The organism is Haloferula chungangensis, assembly GCF_042664875.1.
Taxonomy (GTDB): domain Bacteria; phylum Verrucomicrobiota; class Verrucomicrobiia; order Verrucomicrobiales; family Akkermansiaceae; genus Haloferula; species Haloferula chungangensis.
In genome coordinates this window covers 1-18794 of record NZ_JBHTBS010000014.1, presented here as the reverse complement: position 1 = coordinate 18794, position 18794 = coordinate 1, and the positions used below count along the sequence as shown (strand labels likewise).

General features: G+C 59.1%; 17 protein-coding genes. 5 read left to right on the top strand and 12 right to left on the bottom strand.

From position 1 onward, the window contains the following. The first annotated feature begins 128 nt into the window (after positions 1–128). Positions 129–947: a hypothetical protein gene (locus ACFQY0_RS18715; RefSeq protein WP_379715663.1), complete on the top strand. Its 819-nt coding sequence runs from the start codon at positions 129–131 to the stop codon at positions 945–947. A gap of 153 nt (positions 948–1100) precedes the next feature. Here ACFQY0_RS18715 and ispF read toward each other — a convergent pair whose 3' ends face one another. The 5 genes from ispF to ACFQY0_RS18690 all read right to left on the bottom strand — a co-directional run bounded on the left by ispF (position 1101) and on the right by ACFQY0_RS18690 (position 7749). Continuing rightward, complete coding sequence (gene ispF, locus ACFQY0_RS18710) at positions 1101–1571, bottom strand: 2-C-methyl-D-erythritol 2,4-cyclodiphosphate synthase (RefSeq protein ID WP_379715660.1); 471 nt, start codon at positions 1569–1571, stop codon at positions 1101–1103. Positions 1572–1922: 351 nt separating this feature from the next. Continuing rightward, on the bottom strand, positions 1923–2669 hold the full coding sequence (locus tag ACFQY0_RS18705; protein WP_379715657.1) for an inositol monophosphatase family protein: 747 nt from the start codon (positions 2667–2669) through the stop codon (positions 1923–1925). Between the two features lie 126 nt (positions 2670–2795). Beyond that, on the bottom strand, positions 2796–3683 hold the full coding sequence (locus ACFQY0_RS18700; protein ID WP_379715654.1) for a hypothetical protein: 888 nt from the start codon (positions 3681–3683) through the stop codon (positions 2796–2798). Between the two features lie 566 nt (positions 3684–4249). Continuing rightward, positions 4250–4888 carry a phosphopantothenoylcysteine decarboxylase domain-containing protein gene (locus ACFQY0_RS18695; RefSeq protein WP_379715651.1) on the bottom strand — a complete coding sequence of 213 codons (639 nt, stop codon included), beginning with the start codon at positions 4886–4888 and terminating at the stop codon, positions 4250–4252. Between the two features lie 122 nt (positions 4889–5010). Continuing rightward, complete coding sequence (locus tag ACFQY0_RS18690; RefSeq protein ID WP_379715648.1) at positions 5011–7749, bottom strand: phosphoenolpyruvate carboxylase; 2739 nt, start codon at positions 7747–7749, stop codon at positions 5011–5013. Positions 7750–8005: 256 nt separating this feature from the next. Between ACFQY0_RS18690 and ACFQY0_RS18685 the strand changes: the two genes are divergently transcribed. The 3 genes from ACFQY0_RS18685 to ACFQY0_RS18675 all read left to right on the top strand — a co-directional run bounded on the left by ACFQY0_RS18685 (position 8006) and on the right by ACFQY0_RS18675 (position 10326). Continuing rightward, entirely contained in the window at positions 8006–8353 is a 348-nt protein-coding gene (locus tag ACFQY0_RS18685; RefSeq protein WP_379715645.1) for an aspartate 1-decarboxylase, read from the top strand. Between the two features lie 80 nt (positions 8354–8433). After that, positions 8434–9048: a preprotein translocase subunit SecG gene (gene secG / locus ACFQY0_RS18680; protein ID WP_379715642.1), complete on the top strand. Its 615-nt coding sequence runs from the start codon at positions 8434–8436 to the stop codon at positions 9046–9048. A gap of 33 nt (positions 9049–9081) precedes the next feature. Further along, positions 9082–10326: a rhomboid family intramembrane serine protease gene (locus ACFQY0_RS18675; protein ID WP_379715640.1), complete on the top strand. Its 1245-nt coding sequence runs from the start codon at positions 9082–9084 to the stop codon at positions 10324–10326. A gap of 89 nt (positions 10327–10415) precedes the next feature. Here the strand turns inward: ACFQY0_RS18675 and ACFQY0_RS18670 are convergent, their stop codons facing one another. The 3 genes from ACFQY0_RS18670 to ACFQY0_RS18660 form a co-directional block, all read right to left on the bottom strand. Next, positions 10416–12785 (bottom strand): tetratricopeptide repeat protein, encoded by a 2370-nt coding sequence (locus ACFQY0_RS18670; protein WP_379715638.1) that lies wholly within the window; start codon positions 12783–12785, stop codon positions 10416–10418. 338 nt (positions 12786–13123) lie between these two features. Then, the gene (locus tag ACFQY0_RS18665; protein WP_379715636.1) at positions 13124–13543 is read right to left on the bottom strand and encodes an ExbD/TolR family protein; all 420 of its coding nucleotides are present in this window, start codon (positions 13541–13543) and stop codon (positions 13124–13126) included. Next, positions 13543–14367, bottom strand: coding sequence for a MotA/TolQ/ExbB proton channel family protein (locus ACFQY0_RS18660; RefSeq protein WP_379715633.1), 825 nt, complete (start codon positions 14365–14367; stop codon positions 13543–13545). Before ACFQY0_RS18660 ends, ACFQY0_RS18665 begins: the two co-directional genes overlap by 1 nt. A 152-nt stretch (positions 14368–14519) precedes the next feature. Here ACFQY0_RS18660 and ACFQY0_RS18655 point away from each other — a divergent pair, with 152 nt between their 5' ends. Then, entirely contained in the window at positions 14520–16079 is a 1560-nt protein-coding gene (locus tag ACFQY0_RS18655; protein ID WP_379715630.1) for an excinuclease ABC subunit UvrC, read from the top strand. A 139-nt stretch (positions 16080–16218) separates the two neighbouring features. Here ACFQY0_RS18655 and ACFQY0_RS18650 read toward each other — a convergent pair whose 3' ends face one another. From ACFQY0_RS18650 to ACFQY0_RS18635, 4 genes are all read right to left on the bottom strand, one after another. Next, on the bottom strand, positions 16219–16773 hold the full coding sequence (locus ACFQY0_RS18650) for an SLATT domain-containing protein (protein WP_379715627.1): 555 nt from the start codon (positions 16771–16773) through the stop codon (positions 16219–16221). Between the two features lie 108 nt (positions 16774–16881). Further along, positions 16882–17169 carry a hypothetical protein gene (locus ACFQY0_RS18645; protein WP_379715625.1) on the bottom strand — a complete coding sequence of 96 codons (288 nt, stop codon included), beginning with the start codon at positions 17167–17169 and terminating at the stop codon, positions 16882–16884. A 109-nt stretch (positions 17170–17278) separates the two neighbouring features. Then, a complete protein-coding gene (locus ACFQY0_RS18640) occupies positions 17279–17806 on the bottom strand; it encodes a hypothetical protein (RefSeq protein ID WP_379715622.1) in 528 nt (175 codons plus the stop codon). A 142-nt stretch (positions 17807–17948) separates the two neighbouring features. Beyond that, positions 17949–18587, bottom strand: coding sequence for a hypothetical protein (locus ACFQY0_RS18635; protein WP_379715619.1), 639 nt, complete (start codon positions 18585–18587; stop codon positions 17949–17951). Positions 18588–18794 lie beyond the last annotated feature (207 nt).

Genomic DNA, 18794 nt, shown 5'->3' with positions numbered 1-18794 from the left:
GCGCAGTCATAAGGTCAGGCGCGAGGCGCGGTGACACTTTCGGCTTCCTCATTGGAAGTTTCTTACGCTGACTTGATTGTCGGCTGCACTTCGTCCAAAGAAGCGGCTCTGGTTTTCGTATGAATGGTATGATTCGTCTAGTTTTGAGCAGCCTTTTGAGCTTGCCGTCGATTTTGCTCAGTGCTGATCCGGTATTTGAGGAAAAGCGCGGCTTGGTGGTGATGGAGGCGGAGTCGACGGCTTCACGGCTTGGCGATTGGGAGAAGAAAACCGATGTGAAGGATTTCGCGGGCGAGTGCCATTTGGAGTTCACCGGGAACCGGACGGAAGGTGGTCCGCCGGAGTCGGCACTGAAGTATGAGTTCAAGATTTCAAAGGATGGCGTCTACACACTGATGATTCGGGCGAGGAAGCAATTGGAGAGTAAGCGGGAAGATGTTTCGAATGATTGCTACGTGGCCCTGAAGGGAGACTTTGAGTCAGGCGGTGAGACGCCGATCAAGACGCTGAAGAACGATACCAAGATCTACGGCGGCGATGCGGATGGCTGGGGTTGGGCCATGATGCTTGACGAGGGGCACAAGAAGTTTCCGCCGGTATACAGCCTGAAAGCGGGCGAAACCTACGAGCTGACGATCCACGGGCGCTCGAAGAATTTCAACATCGACCAGATCGTGCTCTACCATGAGTCGGAGGATCGCCGCGCCCTTCAGAAAAAGAAGCTGAGCGAGAGCAAGCGGACCGAAGAAGGAATATCTGCGGGGCCGGCACGGGTGAATCGACGCCTAACAGATCGTGAGGGGCGTGCGGTAATTGCGCAGTTGATCGAGGTCGACGGAAGTGCCGTGGTCGTGATCATCAGCAACCGCCGTCACCGGATCGAAGTGGAGACGCTTTCTGACGAAGATCAGCTTTTTATCAGCCGCTGGTGGAGCGGGGAGGAGTGAATATGGAGACGGACTTCTTGTCCTTCGTAGCCTCGGCGAAGGAGGAGGGAAGTCCGTTGGGCGGAGGAGAAAGACGCTGGGGCGTGGGGATTCGCCCTGCGGACGGTTGATCATCTTGGGGTGTGGCGAAAGGAAACTCCTTCTCCCTATCGACTACGCCTGCTTGATCAGCGCGACGGCCATGGCGGCGATGCCCTCCTGGCGGCCGATCGCGCCTAACAGTTCGTTGGTGGTGGCCTTGATGCCGATGCGCTCCGGTGCAAGACCGAGGGCCTCAGCGATCTTCTTTTGCATCGCTTCGCGGTGCGGGAGGACCTTGGGGGCTTCGGCGACGAGGGTGGAATCGATGTTCACCAGTTCGTAGCCACGCTCGCGGATGAGGGCGGCGGCTTTTTCGAGAATAAGGAGCGAGTTGATGTCCTTGCAGGACGGATCACCCGGCGGGAACCAGTGGCCAATGTCGGGCAGACCGAGGGTGCCGAGGATGGCGTCGGCAATGGCATGGCTGAGCACGTCGGCATCCGAATGGCCGTCGAGTCCGTGGGTGTGGGAAATTTCCACGCCTCCGAGAATCAGAGGGCGGCCTTCCTTGAAGCGATGAATGTCGTAGCCGAAACCGATCATGGGTGAAGGGTGGGATATCGAAGATCGGGTGTCGATGCTGAGGTTCCGGCAGAGTTCGGAACAACGAAACGGCGCGAAATTACCAGGGCGATCAAGCTAGGGAAGGAATTGGACCAGGATGGATGGGATAAATAGGATGAAGGCAACGAAATCCAGTTATCTTGGTGATGATCGTCATGGTTGAACCTCAATTCTAGCCTGAACTGAGGATCATGATTTTAAAATCCTACCCACCTGTCCCGCCATAGCCTTGGCGACGGGGGATCCTATCCATCTTGGTCCGAAAAAATTAAGCTGGAGCCGATTCTCTCCCTAACTTGATCGCCCTGGCGAAATTACGCGAAATTCCTACTAGAGTATCTCTTCAATCGGGATCTTGCCGTTGGTGGCGATGATCGACCAGACGTTGTCTTTGCCGACGGGGCTGAGTTCGACTTTTCCTCCGCCTGCTTCGACGAGCAGTTTGCCGGCGGCAATGTCCCAGAGGGAGATGCGGGATTCGATGTAGGCATCGAGTCGGCCGGTGGCGACGTAGGCGAGACCGAGGGCGGCGGAGCCCATCATGCGCATCTTGCGGGCACGAAGCGAGGCTTTGCGGAAACGCTCGAGTCCAATCTTGAGGGATTCTTCGTCCTTGCCGCAACCGATGAAGAGGATGGATTCCTCGAGCTTCTCGCGCTTGCTGCACGAGACGAGGCGGCCATCGAGTAAGGGCTGGCCACCCTTTTCGACGGTCCAGGTTTCACCGGCGATGGGATCGTGGATGACGCCGAGGACGACTTCGTCATCGACGCGCAGGGCGATCGAGACGCAGAAGTGCGGGATGCCGTAGAAGAAGTTCACGGTGCCGTCGATGGGATCGACGATCCACTGGCGGCGGGAATTCTGATCGCCGCTGATGCCTTCCTCGCCGAAAAAGGCGTCGTTCGGATTGGCACCGATGAGGATGCCTTCGATGAGGTCCTGGGCTTCCTTGTCGAGCGCGAGCTTGATGTCGTGGTGCATCGCTTCGTCGACGGTCTTTTCGCTATGGAAATTGGCGCTGAGGAGTTTGCCGGCTTCCTTGGCGGCGTGGACGGTGAGTTCGAGATCGGTCATGGCGCTGAGTGAGACGGGATGGGCGCCGGGTGGCAAGTGATGAGTGGGGAAATGTCGGGAGGGCGGACACTCTTGTCCGCTGACAGGCCTATGAGGTGGGGCGGCAGACAGGAGTGTCTGCCCTCCTTACGGGTCGTGAACAGGGATTCGATGGATGAGGACTCCCGCTTTCTGAAGGCGGGCGAGGGTGAGCTTTTGGATTTGATCCCAGTCTTCAGGAGCGAAGAAGGTGTGGCTTAGCAGCAGCGTCTTTTGGAAAGGCAAGATGCCGGCGTCGTGCTTGATTCGGATGAAGTAAGAAGTGGCTTCGGCGCTTTTGGCGGAGGATAGATCCACGCAGTCGGAGGTGCTTTGCGAGTTCGCGAACTTGATGGACTTCAATCCGATTTTGAGATCGGACCGAAGTCGTTTCCGGATCAGACCGATCTGTGACCATGCGAGGCATGGCCAGATTGCCAAACTGATCAAAATTTGAACGACATCCCGATCCAAGGAGTATGTGACCTGAGATATCGCTACTGCGATGAATAGGATGCCGACGAAGAAATCCATGGGTGTCGGGATTCTGCGGGCCTTGAAGCTGAACTGATGTGCTGTTTCCAGCGCAGATTCGTCGACGACACTTGCGGCAGGCGACAAATTGCGAATTCGTTCTGACAAGGTTGATCGGACGGTTTCCCAGTTTGCGGAGGTAAACTGAGTGCGACGCAGCTCGAGCCCAAGCGGCACGCTGATCGAGTCGTGGGTGATGCTGATAGACTCAAGGTCTTCGTGGTAGTCCCTGACACGATGGAGCTCACAGGGACATTCGTCGGTCTTTGGCGAATTGAAGCCGGCTTGCGTCTCGGTGATGTAGAAGTAGCGCTTGGTCCGGCGGGTGTAAGCAATCCAGATGAAGACCGGGAAGACGGCGCACCAGGCAAGCATGGAGACTTTGCTGATGGTGCCGGGTTCGATGAGAAAGGTGGCGAGCTGGTTGATGAAAAGGGAAAGAAGGACAATGCCAAGAATCATGAAGCCGTTCGGTAGGGATCGACGGACAGGGACGCGAACGAGCGACGAGTCGGGCACGTCGATGAGTGAGAGTGATCGCGCGGCGGGTGGCAAGCGGGGAAATCGGGAGCTTTGGAGTGCGGTGGCAGAGTGAGGCACGAACGGCGGCACCGCTTTGCGAGCCACCGGGAAAAATCCGACTCAACACTGTGGGTCCGCCTGAAGTCATCACTTCATGGACATCGCTTTTCGATTAAGAACTTGGCTCCGTGCATTATACGTGGTCGCCCGAGGTGCCCGGAAGATTATGAATTTAACCGCAGATAAACGGGATGGACGAGGTTTGAAGGCAGGGATTTTTGGTGATGTTAGTGGGGCTTTAAGGGAAATACAGTGGTGAAACTTCGGAGGGTTTTTGTCTGCGTTCATCCCGTTTATCTGTGGTTGGCTTTTGTAGACGGATGTCGGGACTTCTGCGCCAGGCGGAACTGGCCTTGAGGAGAAGAGAGTAATGGTGGCTCGCAAAGCGGTGTCGTTGCCCCTTCAGGGCGTTGCCACCGCAGTCCAAAGTCTGGAGAGGCTTCGCCTCAGGGCTTGGCAGCCAGCAACTCGATCTCGCGGACGATTTTGGGGGCGAGGTGGTGCTTTTCGTCCTCAGGGAGCGGTTCGCTGTGGTCGGGGTGGACGAGGAGGACCCGATTGCGATCGGAGTCGAAGCCGATGCCGGGCTTGGAGACGTCGTTGGCGATGATGAGGTCGCAGCCTTTGCGCTGGAGCTTTTCGCGGGCGTTGGCTTCGAGGTTTTCGGTCTCGGCCGCGAAACCTACTAGAACTCCCGTAAATGCGAATTTCCCTCGGGCGGAGCCGAGGATGTCGGGATTCTTGACGAACTCGAGCGTGAGGGTTTCGCCGTGCTTCTTGATCTTTTGCGCGGAGACCGATGCGGGCCGGTAGTCGGCGACGGCGGCGGCGAAGACAGCGGTGTCCATGCGGCCGATGTGATGCTCGACGGCGGCGAACATTTCCGCTGCGGTTTCGATGGGGATGAGGTCGACTCCGTCAGGGACATCGAGATTCGTCGGGCCGGAGATGAGGAGGACCTGATGGCCGGCTTCGGCGAAGGCGCTGGCGAGCGCGTAGCCCATCTTGCCGGATGACCGGTTGGTCAGGTAGCGGACCGGATCGAGCGGTTCACGGGTAGGACCGGCGGTGATGAGGACGCGCATAGACTCTAAATATCAAATTCTAAACTTCAATTGGGAGGGGACGCTTTGTGACGGGCGATGTGATTGGGTAGCCAGCTGCATTTTCTCCCCTTTGGAGTTTAGAGTTTGAGTTAGAAAGTTTCTCACCCGGTGGTGCGGAGGCCGGAGGAGATGGCGTTGATGGAAAGCAGGAGTCTTGGGAAAAGAGCTTCGGCTTCGGAATCCTTGCCGGCGGCGACGAGCGCGCGCCATTCCTTGAGAAGGTGGACCTGCTGACGGTGGAGGACACGCAGCGGAGCTTCGCGGATCTCGAGGGTCTTCGCCATGCGCGGACGGCGCTCCGCCATGTGGCCATCAAAAATCTCGGCCAACAGATCGCGGGTGCGCTCGAACTCAGCGATGATGATTTCCATGAATCGCTCGCGCAGCTCGGCATCGGTGACAAGCTCGGCGTAGGCCTTCATCAGGTCGAGATTGGCGGAGGCGAGGTTGGTTTCGACGTTTGTCAGAGTGTAGCCGAGGAAGGTGGATTGCCTGACGGCTTCCTTGAAGGCGGCGAAGCGTTCCGGGCTTTCGGTTTTGAGATGGTGCAGACCGGAGCCGACACCGAACCAACCGGGGAGGTAGAAGCGGGCCTGAGTCCAAGAGAAGACCCAGGGGATGGCCCGGAGGTCGGAAATGGAGTGGCCCTTGTTGCCGGTGCGGCGTGCGGGGCGTGACCCGATGCGCGAGTTTTCCAGCGCGTCGATCGGGGTGACCTGGCGGTAGAAATCGATGAAGCCCTCGGCGCGTATGAGCGTTTGATAGGCCTTCTGGCTGACTTTGGTCAGTTCGGGAAGGAAGTCCTTGGCGGGTTCCCTTCCCGGGCTCGGCAAGCGGTGGGTGGCGGTGGTGATGGCGGCGCCGGCGACGAGCAATTCGAGGTTGAAGGTAGCGTTGGCCGGGTTGGCATACTTCTGGCCGATCGTTTCACCCTGCTCGGTCATCCGGAAACCGCCGGCAAGGGAGCCGTGCGGAAGCGCGGCCATGAACCAGTGGGTCGGCCCGGCACCACGTGAAATGGTGCCGCCGCGACCGTGGAAGAAGCGCAGTTTGATGCCGTGCTGCTTGCCCACTTCGGTGAGGTTTTCTTCCGCTTCATGGAGGGCCCAGGCGGCGGAGAGGATTCCGCAGTCCTTGTTCGAATCCGAGTAGCCGAGCATGACCTGCTGGCACTCCGCCTTCTGGCGCTTGACCACGGGGTGGGCGAGGAAGTCGCCAAGAATTCCGGGGGCATTTTCAAGGTCGTCGATGGTTTCGAAAAGCGGCACCACTTCCAGCGGACAGACCGGCCCATCGTTTGTGATCTCCGTGAGACCTGCTTCGCGAGCAAGCAGGAAGACACCTAACAGATCGGAAAGCTGTCGGGTCATCGAAACAATGAGCGAACCGAGCCCGCCATGGCCGTGTTGGCTGAGGTGGTCGGCGAGCACGCGGTAGCAATCGAGCACGAGATCGGCTTCGGTGCCGGCACTGGCAGTGTCGTGAAGGAAGGGGCGGGCGGATTGGAGTTCCTCGTTGAGGAAGGCGACACGCTTTTCCTCGGGCCAGCTGCCGTAGTTTTCGCCATCGGGGATTTTGGCGGCTTCGAGAAGCTGGGAGATGGCCTTGTCGTGGAACTCGGAGTTCTGACGGACGTCGAGGGTGGCAAGGTGGAAACCGAAGACATCGAGCTTCTGGCGGATCGGGCGGATGTACTGCTCTTCGATGAGGGTGCAGCCGGTGGCGCGGATGCTTTCAGACAACAGATCGAGATCGTCGGCCAACATTTCCTTCGACTGATAACCATGGCCTCCTTCGACCTGCTTTTTCATCCGGGCAGCCATCAGCGAGACGAGATGGCGCCATGGTTCTTCGTGGAATCGGTCGTGAATTTCCGTGGCCGTTTCCTCGTCGCCGAGGGTGAAGGCGAGCTCGTCGATCCGGATTTCGAGGTCTTCGGAAACGGGATTCAAATGGCAGGAGAGCGTGAGCTGGGTGCCGAGGTGTTCGAGTTCACGGTGAAGGAGCTGGAAGGCACCGCGGCGCAGTTGGTCGAGGGCCTTGGCGGTGACTTCGGGAGTGACCAGCGGGTGGCCATCGCGATCGCCACCGATCCAGGTGCCGAAGGACAGGCGCGGGATGTAGCCGCCCGAGCGGAGCTCAGTGAGCGGGAAGCCCGCTTCACGCCAGGCTTCGGTGAAGTGCAGGTCGAGGCGATCGAGAGCGAGGGGAAAGAGGTCGCGGAGGTAGTGGATGGCATCGCGCAGCTCGCGGAAAATGTCCGGACGGACGACGTGGATTTCACCAGTACGCCAGAGGGTTTCCATGGCGGTGATGATGCGCTCCCGGGTGCGGTGCTTTTCCCGGTCCGTGTATTTCTGATTCTCGGTGCGGGCGAGCAGTTCGTAAAGCGCGCGGTGGCGTTCGCGAACGGAGCCGCGCTTGGCCTCGGTCGGGTGAGCGGTGAGGACGGGTTGGACATCGACGTCGCCGAGCACGTCGACGATTTCCTTTGGAGAAAATCCAAGCGCGGAAAGATCCTTGAGGGCGCGGGGCCACAGTCCCCGGATGGAGGTGCTGCCGAGGGCTTTTTCGCGCTCGCGGCGGATCGCGGAAGCGACGCGCTCCTCGACCATGTTGAGGAGTTGAAAGCCGATCGAGTAGAGCTGCTGAGTGCCTTCGGGCGGGTTGTCGTCGGGCACGGAACCGGACCAGGGGAGGTAGGGGATGAGTTCGGTTTCGCCGAGACTTTTGAGCGCTTCAGCCAGGCAATCGGTCAGATAGGAAAGTTTCTCATCAATCAGTTCGAAGCCTTCGGTGCGAAGTTGTTCGCGTGTGGGAGAGGAAGTTGGGGAGCTCATCGGCGGGGCGAGTGAAGCAGGCAGAGTGCCGAGCGCAAATCAGGAATTCTCGCAGAAAACTGAAACCCCTTGAACGCTTTGCCGCGTCGGCGAGTCCGAGAAGCCCCTGGAGTCGGCTTTGAGCGCTGGTGGCGTGCGGCGATTCACGCTTGTCGGTGGTGGGGAATCCGGAGTGGAGCTGGGATGGGAACTTCGTGGAGCGAGCTGTGGTTACCGCTTGACGCTCACGGGTTGAGGGTGGTTCTTTTCGCCCGCCATGCTCCATCAGGTCCTCAAATCCAAGTTGTATAAGGCCGTCGTCACGGATTCGATTGTCGAGTATGAGGGGAGCATTGAGATCCCGAGGGATTTGATGGAGGCTGCGGGTTTGTGGGAGGGGGAAAAGGTGCTGGTGGCGTCGATTGATACCGCCGCACGCCTGGAAACCTACGTGCTGGCGGGCGAAGCGGGCACGGGACGGATTTTGGTCAATGGGGGCGCAGCTCACCGGATCAAGAAGGGCGAGCGTCTGACGATCATGGCCTTCGGGCTTTCCGACGCTCCGGTGATGCCGAAGAAGATCGTTTTGGACTCAGAGAACCGCATTGAGCGGGCCGGGCGCTGAATTGCCCGGAAATCCGAGGTCGAAATGGGCGAAAAACCCGTCTTTACAAGGTGGGAACCCTCTGACAGTTTCCCGCCCCCATGATTCTAGCGAACGCCGACTGGCTCTCCATCAGCATCACCCTGTTGCTGATCGTCTTCGTAATTGTCTGCCTGCTGATGAGCTTGCTGATCCTAATGCAGCGCCCCAAGCAGGAAGGCCTCGGTGCCGCGTTTGGTTCCGGCATGACCGATCAGATGTTCGGTGCCCGGACGACCAATGTGCTGCAGCGTGGTACCGTCTACCTTGCTTCGGCCTTTTTCGTGCTGACGATTACCCTTGCGATTCTTTTTGCCCGCAAGAATGAGCGCCAGTATTCGATGAAAAAGGACGAGCCCGTGGTCGTGGAAGAAGCTGCGGCGGCTTCGACCGAAGTCGAAGCTCTCGAAAGCGAGGCCCCTGCGCCTTCGCTTGAAGACGAATTGGAATCGACACCGGTGAATGGTGACACATCAGCCGCTGAGGAAACTCCGGCCGAAGTGGCTGAGCCAGCCGCTGAGGAAGCGCCAAGTGAGGAAGTTCCAGCGGAGCCGGCCGCAGAGGAAGCGCCTGCCGAAGAAACTTCGAGCGAGCCAGCTGCCGGCGAATCTCCTGCAGAAGATGCTTCCACAGAGCCAGAGGCTGCGGAGGCTCCTGCGGAAGAGGAAAAACCGTAATTGGGAGCTTCTTGTCACCACTCGTGAAGTGGAATGGACAAGAGCTGCGATGAAGGTCGCTATTTTCCCGATGGGATGACGGACGATCAACAGCAGCATGAGGATTCTGAGAAAGCAGGTAGCGAAGAATCGCAACCTGTGTGGGCACGACCGCAGGCATTCGCCGTAGCGGACGCGGGCTGGGGATGGGTGAGCCGGAAAGGTCGCCGTCATCCTTGTGAGTCGTTCGACGAACTCTCGAAAGCGATCGTCCGCGACGCGGGGGCCCAGGTGGATCTGGTTTGGACGCCGGCATGTGACTACCTGGTGTTGCCGGAGGAACTGCCGGAGCTTCACCAGGCAATGCGGGATGCGCGGATTCGCTGGGCGGAGTGGGAGATGGATGAGGGTCACCGCCAGATGGTGATCTTTGGCGTCGTTCTCATGGGCATGGCAGCGTATTCGAAATTCAGCGGGAAGCCATTGATGGCCTTTGGCCCGGCGGGGCTGGCCCTGCTGCTGTTCATCGTCCTTGGAGTGATCCCCTGGTATCAGGGGCGCAAACGTTTGCGGCGCGCGCGGACTCGTCCGCTGGTAGTGAGTGCCGATGATCTCGCCGAGATCCGGTTCGAAACCTGGCTGATGCACCAGAAGACGCCGGTGACCAAAGTGCTGCTCGGCTTGATCGCCATGGTCGCCTTGTGCCAGCTGGCGTCGGGCGGCTGGAATGCCTCGGTCATGGATGCGGGGCTGACGAAAGTGAACGGTCGCGCGAGCGATTGGTGGCGCTTGTTGACCGCGCCCTTTCTGCATGGGGGATGGATTCACCTCTTGATGAATGGCTCGGCGCTCTACTATCTGGGAAGACGCATGGAAGTGCTGGCGCGTTGGCCGCATGTGGCTGCGGTCTTTTTGCTGGCCGCCTGGGTTGGCGGGGAGGCATCGGCGCGCTATGTGACTTCGAGTTCGGTCGGTGCGTCCGGCGGACTAATGGGGCTGTTAGGCTTCCTGCTGGTCTTTGAAAACCTTCACCGCTCGCTGGTCCCCCAGGCGGCAACGCGACGGCTACTGGCGGGCGTCGTGCTGACAGGCGTGATCGGCGTGATCGGCTTCAAGCTGATTGATAATGCCGCGCACGTCGGTGGACTGTTGGCGGGGATGGTTTACGCCTTTGCCGTTTTCCCGAAATCGAACTCCACCCGCCGTCCTCGGGAAACGGGAGTGGATCGATTGTTAGGCGGTGCGGCGCTGCTGGTGCTGGGACTCTCAGCGGGCTGGGCGTGCCTGAAGCTGATGTGATCGGCTCCGGGCGGGGTGTTTGGAAGGGAGCCGGGCGGTAAAATGCGAACCCGCTTTCCCTAACAGCCTGGAAAACCGCGCTCCTTCCCTCATTCCTCCCAGCCAGGATACTTTCGATCGAGTTCCTGCTGGTAACGCAGGGCGGCGTCAGACTGGCCGTCCTTCTGAAGGGCGGCGATGAGCATTTTCAACGCTCGGGGTTTCACGACCTGATCGCTGTCGGCCATGAGCTGGACCGGCAGGACGAAGGAGCGAATGGCTTCCTTCAGGTTCCCTTGTGCTTCGTAGATCTCACCACGCAGCATGTGCAGGCTGGCGCCGATGCGACCTTCCGGGCGCAGAGCGAGGCCTTCTTCGACGGCTTTCATGGCCTCGTCGTAGCGCTTGAGCTTGTAAAGTGCTCGGCCCTTGTCGTTGAGGCAGTCGGCCTGCCAGGCGGCGTCGGATTCCTGATCGAGAGCGTGTTCGATGGCCGCGAGTGCCCCCGTCGGATCATTGGACTCGTTGCGAGCCTTGCCGAGGAAGCGCCAGATCTCCTTGGGGGCGAGCTCCGGATTCTCGTCGTCGGCGATGAGGTCGTAGAAGCGGGCGGCGTTGAGGAATTCCTTGCGGTTGAAGGCCTGGTCCGCGGCCCAGCGGATGAGCTGTTCGGGAAGGTTGAGGGCGTAACCCTTGGTGATGGCGACTTCGAGTTCAGCGATCAGCTCGCTCGGTTTCTTCATCGAAAGGTGCACGAGGCAGAGCAGCAGACCGGCATGCTTGTCGTAGTACTTCGGTGAAAGTTCTCGGGCCCTTTCCAAATAGGGAAGGGCTTCGTCACCGCGGTTCTTTTTCACCATGGCCCAGCCCGCCCAGTAGCTGGCTTTGGCGACGGCATCTTCATCGGGGTCCGGCACTTCCTTGAGGAAGGCGAGGTAGTAATTGATCATCCCATCCAGGTCGTTGGCCTGTTTGCTGATGTCGGCGCTCTCAAGGTAGGCGAGGGTCAGCAGGGTGTCGTCCTTGGTGGTCTCGATGATTTGCTGGAAGTCGGCGATGGCAAGGCCGGATTGGCCGGTGGTGGCGTAGGCGGTGGCACGGGTGGCGCGGGCGAGAGGCACGCGTTCATCCGTGGGATACTTGTTGATGAAGTCGGTTAGAGACTTGATGGCCCCTTCAGGATCCTTGGCTTCGGCGAGGCAACGGCCGCGCTGATAGAGCATGCCGCGGCGGTTCTTCTCCGAGAGCAGGGTGGAATCGATGTCGCGATAGACATCGGCTGCTTCGGCGGGTTTGTCCTCGGCAAAGAGGGTCTCCGCTTTCATCAGCAAGGCGGTGTGAATCTTGGCATCGCGCGGATGTTTCTTGCGATAGATCTGCAGGAATCCGTCGACCTGATCGAGCACATGGCGTCCTTCGATGCGGTAGAAGCAGAGCAGGCGGAAGTAGGAGGCGTCGAAGGCGTAGTTGCTGTCCGGTAGTTCGAGGCGCTCGATGGCTCGGAAAAGCGGCATGGCATCGGCATTGCGGTCGAGCATCATGTAGGAACGGGCACCGAGCATCAGACGCCGGGCTTCGCGCTCGCCCGTGCTGGGAGTGGTGGATTGGCTGAAGATGGTGACCACGTCGCGGTAGCGCTTCTGATCAAAGCGCGCAGCCATCAGGGCGATCTGGGCATCCGGACGGTAGTCCTCCATGCCCGGTGTGCGCAGGATCAGATTGAAATACTTGTCGGAAAGTTCGGTGTCGCCGAGGCGGGCGGCGACGGCTCCCGCTTCGAGGGCGGCTTTTCCGCGGATTTCGGGAGTGGAATGGGAGACGGCAACTTTGCCGAGGAGTTGGAGGGCTTCCTCGAGTTTTCCGCTTTTGGCATAGAGGGTGCCGAGGGCGACTTCGGCCTTCGAGCGATAGCCGTTGTTAGGATCGGGATCATCGAGGAGCTTGCGGTAGTAAGCGATGGCCTGTCGATCCTGGCGCATCATCTCGTAGCTCTGGGCGGCGTAGAACTGCCCGCGCTGACGGTCGGAGGATTTGGTGGCGATGGCGGCGAGCTTTTCAAACAAAGTCGCGGCGAGCGCATACTGCCGGTTGTTGTAATGATCGGCGGCGAGGCTGTAGGCCGCGGCGGCGGCGTAGCGGCCTTTGCCGAAGCGATTCAGCAAGGAGTGAAAACAGCGCTTGGCATCTTCTGGGCGGCCGATCGCGCGGTAGGACTGGCCAAGGTACCACCAGGCGGCCTCGGCATTCTGATGGCGGGGGTACTCGGTGATGTAGCGACTGAAAATTTCGGCCGCGCGGACGTAGAGCTCGAACTGGGTCGGTCCGTTGGTGCGCTTGGCGGATTCGTAGACATTGCGCCCATGCTGGAACCAATCCTGGCCGACGTCGCGTTGGAGATTCGGGTCCACGGGGACAGCCCGTGGGGCTTCCTGGGCCATCGAGAGGCCGGGAATCAGGAAAAGGAGAGCGAGGAGGCGCATGGCGGGAGTGTCTTTCTCTGGTGGGCTTTTGCAAGCCGGGGGACCACCTGTTGGTCAGGGAGCGCCGTCGGGCTGGCGACTCGTCAGAGAAACTTTGCTGATCCAGGCTTTTGCGCAAGCGTCGAGGAGGGCGAATATCGCACTTTATGAGGCGTTTCCGTCAGGATTCCGGGCAATTCGCCGGCGCGCGGGGAAAATGACGCCGCCCGGCGTGGATCGGGAGAAGGACTCGCCCAGCGACCTTGCTGTGAAAAATCGAAGCCGCCGGGCTGATAGCGCAGGGAGAAACCTCGTCCTGGGCCCCGATGGGTGCTTCGGAACATGCTTCGCGGAGCAGTTCAGTCGCCTTCAGCAGGTTTCTGAGTGGCGAAGGAAATGTTCCAAATGCCGGATTTCTGGCAGATGTCGATGACCTCGACGATTTGCTGGAAAGGAGTGTTCGAGTCGCCGCGGACGCGCACCGGCTGGTTCTTGTGCTGGGCGGCGATGGCCTTGAGGGTTTCGGCAAGGCTGGCTTTGGTCTTGGTTTCACCCCACACCGAAACGCTGCCATCGGCACGGACGTTGAGGACGATTTCACCGAGCACGCGCTGCGGGTCGGCACCTTCCTCGGAAGTGGGGACGGCAATCTTGAGGTCCATTTCATCGCGCGAGAACTGCCAGGTGACGATGAAGAAGATTAGCAGCAGGAACACGATGTCGATCATCGGTGCCATCTGCATCTCCGCCGGTTTCGGCTCTCGGTTTTGGAACTTCATCAGATGCCGTGGAGATCGGGACGGTCGTCAGCAAGCGGCGACTGGACCGGCATGCTGTAGTCATCGTGCGGACGCGGCGTCGGAGGCAGCTGCGGCGAGCTCAGGTGGAGCTGAGCCTGGAGCATCGCCATCATGTGAGTGCTGGCGGCTTCCAGCTCCGACACGTATTTCTGCACGCGGCCGCGGAAGATCGAGTAAAAGACAAGTGCCGGGATGCCGACGACGAGTCCGGTGGCGGTGGTGACAAGGGCTTCGGAGACGCCTTCCGCGAGCTTCATCTGGCGCGCCCCTTCGAAGCCGCCCTGTGAAATGTGGAGGAAGGATTTGATCATCCCGAGCACGGTGCCGAGCAGCCCGACCATCGGAGCAATCGAGCCGATGTCGGCCAGGTAGGTGATGCGCGAGCTGAGCATGCCAGCCTGGCGTGAGCCCTCGGACTCGGCAATTTCACGGATCTCACTGAAGGACGAGCCGCGGTTCTTGGTCATAAACTCGAGACTCTTCTGAGTGATCCGCGCCATGCACTGGTTCTGGCGGTGGCAGTAGCCGATCAGGCCGACGAAATCGCGCTTCCGGATCATCGCTTCAGCGGTGTTCATGAAGCGATCACTGACGACCGCATTTCGCCGGATGGTCATCAGGTAAAGGAGGATCAGCACCATTCCGACAATCGAAAGCAGGGCCAGCGGAAACATCATCGGACCGCCTTTTTCGACGATTTCCATGAAATCGAGTTGCTTGGCGGCAGCTTCGGCCTCTTCGGCGGCGAAGAGGCTGGTGGGCGACATCAGGGCCGCGGTGATAAGGATTCGGTGCCAATTCATTCGGATGCGGGAGCTTAGCTTATGACCCCCAATAGGCAAGAGCCGGGACCGAGCGGCCAGCCTGAGGCGGGGTGACTCCTTATTTCAGCGCCATCTAAATGCATTTTCGCGTTTGGATTTCCCGAATCGTGGGTTCTGTTGGGGGAAAGCAAGTGGCCGTTGATCTGAAAGAGAAGCTGCGAGAAGTCTCGCACAAACCGGGAGTCTACCTGATGAAGGACCGCCTCGGGTCGATCATCTATGTCGGCAAAGCCCGCGATCTGAAAAAGCGGCTGTCGTCGTATTTCATGGCCTCACGCAAAACGCGGGCCGATATCAAGACGCGCGCGCTGATCGATACGATCGCCGACTTTGAAACCCACGAAGTCCGCAATGAGGCCGAGGCCCTCTTGTTGGAAGGAAAGCTGATCAAGGACTATCGGCCGCGCTACAACGTCGCGCTCCGCGATGATAAGCGGTTTTTCCTGGTGAAGCTGAATCGCGATGACCCTTGGCCGCGCTTTCAGATGACCCGGATGAAGAAGGATGACGGTTCGCGCTACTTCGGACCCTTCGCCCATTCGAGTGCGTTGAAGGCGACGATCGAATGGCTGAACCGGCGGCTCGGTTTGCGGACCTGCCGACCGCGTGTGCCGGGTGAGAAAGATTACAAGCACTGCCACGCCGATGTCATTCGCAACTGCTCGGCACCCTGCGTGAACCGCATTTCCCGCGAGGAATATCTGGAACGGGTGGATGAGGCCTGCCGGATTCTTGACGGAAAAGGCCGGCGCGAGCTCTTCGATGAACTGGAAATCGAAATGCAGACCGCGGCGGGAAAGATGCAGTTCGAGAAAGCGGCGGTTTTGCGCGATGTGGTGGCGAACCTTCGCAAGACGATCAATCCGACCCGCCAGTTCACCAGAGGTCGCGGCGTGCCGACGACCGTCAAGCCGGTCGAGGACCTGGCGGATCTGGGCGAAGCGCTCGGACTCGCCGGGCCTCCACGAGTGATGGAGTGTTTCGATATCTCGAACGTTTCATCGAACCACATCGTGGCGTCGATGGTGCGCTTCACCGATGGCCTCCCGGACAATCAGAACTACCGACGCTACCGCATCCGCACGGTCGAAGGGCAGGATGATTTTGCCTCGATGGCGGAGGTGGTGAGACGGAGATACTCCAGGATATTGTTAGAAAACTCCGACGCGGCACCGGACCTGGAGGAAAGTCAGGAGGATGTGATCGAGATTCAGAGGCGCCTTGCGAAGGAGGGCCGGGCGAAAATCATTTTGCCGGATCTGGTGATCGTGGATGGCGGAAAAGGTCAGCTGTCCTCGGCGGTGAAGGAGTTGAGGAGGATTGGTCTGCATGACCTGCCGGTGATCGGCTTGGCAAAGCAGCACGAGGAAATTTTCCGGCCCGGAAAGAGTGAGCCGATCCTCATCCCGCATGATCGCGGGGCGCTGAAGCTGCTGCAGCGGATTCGCGATGAGGCCCACCGCTTTGCCAATGGCTACAACGAACTGCTCTATCGCCGGCGAATGAAGGAAAGCCTGCTCGATGACTGCCCGGCGGTCTCGCCGAAGAAAAAGCAGCTCCTGCTGACAAAGTTTGGAAGCGTCGCCCGGATCAAAAAAGCCAGTGCCGAGGAGTTGGCGGAAATTCCCGGGATCTCACTGAAGAGTGCGGGATTGATTCTCGACTGGCTGGGTGGAAGCGCCGGGGGCTGAGGGGATGAAAGCAGAGTTGAAGGAAGCTCCAACCGTGGCCCCATACTCTCCACGACGCGCCCTGGACATCCGGAACAAGGATACCAGTTCGCCTGCTGATTGGAGGGCAACGTCCAGTCAGACGCTTTGACTTGGCCTGCTACCCCCCGGGACCCGATTCGGCATTGCTTTCTTCTCTTTGTTGGAGCTGGAATATCCGATCATGAATTCGGCTCTTGAGCTTGTCGTCAATTCTCCGCTTGTGCTTCGAAGGAATGCTTGGCGACGACGCAGCAAGATCATCCATGCGCTCTTTGACCTGTAAAAAGAAGCTTTTCGTCTCCTCTTCGCTTTCACATGGCAGGGTCTTAAATAGTTCCAATTCACGACGTATCGCGCCATATGCAGCGCCGGCGGCCTTATGTTTGGCGGCCCGGTCGGACATGTTAAGGAAGGTCTGTAGCGCAGCTACGGCAGCAGCCAGCATGCTGAGGAGCCCGAACAAGATCCGCAATGCGTCACCTCCCGCGTTCGACTCCCACGAGGCAAAGACTGCGGTGCCGACAATTGTCGATAGAAGAACCGCTGGAATACCCAACCACAGATGCCGAGACTCAAGCAGGCTGCCATACTCGTAGTGCGCCATTTGGCTCTCCCGGCATCGACGAAACCAATCTTTGGCAAGGAGCTCCACTTCTTTTGATTGGATGGACATAGGATTCTCTGCCGAATGTTATAGGAATGGGGGCGCCGGTGGGAAGCCCCATATTTAATTAGACGGCTTCCTCGGCGTCGCCATCTCCGCCTGGTTCGGCTTCATGTCTCACCGCTGATCCTCGCGGGTCCGGCACCCTGTCAGGAGAAAGTACCCCGCCCAGAGGGAACCCCAGATGACGACTTCTCCTGCTAAGAAGATTCCGACATCCATCCTGTAATACCTTCGATCACCCGCGGCATTTCCACCGAAGCTTGTGACATAAGAGGTCTTATCGACAGTGGTCCAATAGGGGTTCTCAGCTTCGATATACTTCGGACATAAGAATCCCCACCAGGCTGTCAAGAGGGTGCCGATGAGGATAATCGTGCCGATCGCTTTGGATGAGGATTTCATTAGGGGGTTTCTTGGCAGAACGTCATAGCACACCAACCGCCTGACGGCAGCCGCGCGTTGACTGTGAGTTGAGGGTTGTAGGCACGGGGAAAATTCGACTCGGAGCGGGTCAGGCGGTTGTGGTGCTGCGGCTTGTTATACTTGTCGCTTCTTGGGTGGCGTCCGGTATGTGGCGATGCTCCAAATCCGAGGCTTCGATGACCCAGACCGCTCCATCCGCCCACTCAATCGTATGCAGGAGATTGCCTTCGTCGGTCAGGGTGAACTCGTCATACCTCCAATCGCCATGAATCCCATGCGACGACTCCGCCATCCTCAGTTCGTAGCGATACACCATCGGGTAGCGCAGCACGATCGTCCCGGAATACGCGGAATGTAGCTCGATCTCGATCCACGAGAACCGCTGATTGTCCCAGGTGGGCGCTCCGTGGTCACCCATTCGGAACGCCATGAGTCGGGAATCATGGGGAGCCTCGGGCAGATCGAACTGATACCACCAAATTGATGTGGCAATCTCGAAAGCCGACGCGGGAAACTTGTCTCTGGGCGCCTCAAGATGGGCTTGGTAGTCGTTCCAATTCTTGCGCGCCTCGTCGATGGAGTCGCGGTCTCGATTGGCGGCTAGAATGAAGGACATTTTTTTAGCACAACGTCATAGCACACCAACCGCCTGACGGCAGCCGCGCGTTGACTGTGGGATGAGGGTTGTAATCACGGGAAAAATTCGACTCGGAGCGGGTCAGGCGGTTGAGTGCTGCGACTTGTTGGCTTTGGCATTTCTAGGTCAGGCCATAGGCGCTCTGAATCAGCTGTGATACTCGATCACACTTGAACCACTCTACCACAACGTGGAAGCCGGCAAGCTCCTTGTCCCAGAACGCATTACCCAGCTTGCCCTTCGCGAGCTCCTGGGAATTACGCTCATAATAGGAAAGAAGCGCCTCGGTAGACGTCTCGATCCTCTGAAGGAATGGGGTGACGTCCAAGCCCATCCGTGCAATCGAGCATACAAGCCCGTCAATATCCCATCCGTCCTCCTCCTCAATCGCCGCTTGTAACGCGGCATGCAGGAAATCCGTCAGTGCGTCCAAGCGATGTGCAGGCCACTCTGAAGGGATCGTCTCTCCAATGGCGCGCCCCGTGATCTCAAGGTCGGGCCACCATCCACCCTCCACGCATCCGATCTCAAGTATCCGTGGAAGGAAGTAGAGGTAATCCGCCGTGGAGCCGACCGTCAGAAACGCGGACTCTGAATAAGAAGTAAGCTCTCCGCCTGTAAGATCACGGAGCGGCTTTGAGAGCAAAGTGCAGATCTCTTTCTCATCAAGGCAACACTGACACCCATCGATCTTGGACGGCTTGAGGGCGTCGCCGAACGCAGCGTAGAGCGCTTCAAGGGTATCGGCGAGTGAGCCCATGGTTTTCCAGCCAACGTCAAAACTGAGGCGATCCCGGTAACCGCACCGGAGAAGCCACGGACAGTCAATCAGCTCCCGAAGCGTAAGCGCCCAACAGAGCACCTCTCGCATAGGTGCGATAATTCTGGGGGCTCCGGCTTCTATGCAACTCGGGCGACCGAGGGGCTTTGATCAGGCTGCTGGGATTCGATCCAGACGGAGGGCAGC

Excerpts from the sequence above, each read along its gene's own strand:
- ACFQY0_RS18715 (WP_379715663.1), top strand. The coding sequence starts at position 129 with ATGATTCGTCTAGTTTTGAGCAGCCTTTTGAGCTTGCCGTCGATTTTG.
- ispF (WP_379715660.1), bottom strand. The coding sequence starts at position 1,571 with ATGATCGGTTTCGGCTACGACATTCATCGCTTCAAGGAAGGCCGCCCT.
- ACFQY0_RS18705 (WP_379715657.1), bottom strand. The coding sequence starts at position 2,669 with ATGACCGATCTCGAACTCACCGTCCACGCCGCCAAGGAAGCCGGCAAA.
- ACFQY0_RS18700 (WP_379715654.1), bottom strand. The coding sequence starts at position 3,683 with ATGATTCTTGGCATTGTCCTTCTTTCCCTTTTCATCAACCAGCTCGCC.
- ACFQY0_RS18695 (WP_379715651.1), bottom strand. The coding sequence starts at position 4,888 with ATGCGCGTCCTCATCACCGCCGGTCCTACCCGTGAACCGCTCGATCCG.
- ACFQY0_RS18690 (WP_379715648.1), bottom strand. The coding sequence starts at position 7,749 with ATGAGCTCCCCAACTTCCTCTCCCACACGCGAACAACTTCGCACCGAA.
- ACFQY0_RS18685 (WP_379715645.1), top strand. The coding sequence starts at position 8,006 with ATGCTCCATCAGGTCCTCAAATCCAAGTTGTATAAGGCCGTCGTCACG.
- secG (WP_379715642.1), top strand. The coding sequence starts at position 8,434 with ATGATTCTAGCGAACGCCGACTGGCTCTCCATCAGCATCACCCTGTTG.
- ACFQY0_RS18675 (WP_379715640.1), top strand. The coding sequence starts at position 9,082 with ATGGACAAGAGCTGCGATGAAGGTCGCTATTTTCCCGATGGGATGACG.
- ACFQY0_RS18670 (WP_379715638.1), bottom strand. The coding sequence starts at position 12,785 with ATGCGCCTCCTCGCTCTCCTTTTCCTGATTCCCGGCCTCTCGATGGCC.
- ACFQY0_RS18665 (WP_379715636.1), bottom strand. The coding sequence starts at position 13,543 with ATGAAGTTCCAAAACCGAGAGCCGAAACCGGCGGAGATGCAGATGGCA.
- ACFQY0_RS18660 (WP_379715633.1), bottom strand. The coding sequence starts at position 14,367 with ATGAATTGGCACCGAATCCTTATCACCGCGGCCCTGATGTCGCCCACC.
- ACFQY0_RS18650 (WP_379715627.1), bottom strand. The coding sequence starts at position 16,773 with ATGTCCATCCAATCAAAAGAAGTGGAGCTCCTTGCCAAAGATTGGTTT.
- ACFQY0_RS18645 (WP_379715625.1), bottom strand. The coding sequence starts at position 17,169 with ATGAAATCCTCATCCAAAGCGATCGGCACGATTATCCTCATCGGCACC.
- ACFQY0_RS18640 (WP_379715622.1), bottom strand. The coding sequence starts at position 17,806 with ATGTCCTTCATTCTAGCCGCCAATCGAGACCGCGACTCCATCGACGAG.
- ACFQY0_RS18635 (WP_379715619.1), bottom strand. The coding sequence starts at position 18,587 with ATGGGCTCACTCGCCGATACCCTTGAAGCGCTCTACGCTGCGTTCGGC.